Here is an 866-nt window from a genome sequence, read left to right on the forward strand (position 1 = left end):
GCGCTATACTGAGGCGGCGAGAGCGGAAGTAGCTCAGTGGTAGAGCGCCTCCTTGCCAAGGAGGAGGTCGCGGGTTCGACCCCCGTCTTCCGCTCCACGTTGTGTTTCTGGGCATGGGGCTTGCCCGTCCGCGGCAGTTGCCTACGCGCGAGCACCCCGCTTCGCATGGGCCTGCGGAGCACACGGCGTTGCCTCATGGGATCCCACCCCCGCCCCTCACCGGCTGCGGTTCGCAGGGTTCTCGGCGTTCTATCAGGGCGCAGCCGGTATGATGGAGCGGGCGCCGAAGTGGCGGAACGGCAGACGCGGCGGTCTCAAAAACCGCTGGGGTGCGCCCCCGTGTGGGTTCGAATCCCACCTTCGGCACCAACCTTGGAAGGCCGCGCCCCCACCTCGGCCAGGCCCAGAGCCTGGCATCGCCGGCTCCGATTCCAGCCCGAAGCACGAGCGGCGCGGCCCCTCGGACCCAAGCACCGTGGGACGCGTTCGCCCGTAACGGTGCCCCAGGGTTCCGAACGGCGCACCCTTCAGCGCCACGCGGAAGCGAGCTGCTCGGCCTCGGCGAAATTGGCGGCAGCATCCTCTGGAAGGAGGTAGCCAAGACGAAGATTATTCTCGTCCACCTGCGAGACGAGCCCGAGGTACCGCTCCGGGGTGGGATAGAGCTGGCGCAGCTGCTCGCGATCGAACGGTTCGTACGAACCGAGGAGGATGCAAAAGCCTGGGCCCGCGTTCGTTCCTGTGTTACGAGCGACCGGGACCGCGACCTGGGAGAGCTGGATACCGCCCACCGCCAGGCCGAGCTCATTCCGTACATGGGCGCCCGACTCGTCGAGCAGGATGTAGGGGGCCCGCGGGGGCTCGAC

Annotated in this window: 1 protein-coding gene and 2 tRNA genes; 2 read left to right on the top strand and 1 reads right to left on the bottom strand. The window is 68.0% G+C overall.

What is annotated here, in order from left to right; all coding sequences use genetic code 11:
- Positions 1–22 precede the first annotated feature (22 nt).
- Both N2041_RS14435 and N2041_RS14440 read left to right on the top strand, forming a co-directional pair.
- Positions 23–97, top strand: a tRNA-Gly gene (locus tag N2041_RS14435).
- Positions 98–282: 185 nt separating this feature from the next.
- A tRNA-Leu gene (locus N2041_RS14440) sits at positions 283–369 on the top strand.
- Between the two features lie 158 nt (positions 370–527).
- Here N2041_RS14440 and N2041_RS14445 read toward each other — a convergent pair.
- A partial coding sequence (locus tag N2041_RS14445) for an alpha/beta hydrolase domain-containing protein (protein ID WP_297679295.1) occupies positions 528–866 on the bottom strand: 339 nt, incomplete at its 5' end.

This window comes from Tepidiforma sp., from assembly GCF_026419595.1.
Classification (GTDB): domain Bacteria; phylum Chloroflexota; class Dehalococcoidia; order Tepidiformales; family Tepidiformaceae; genus Tepidiforma.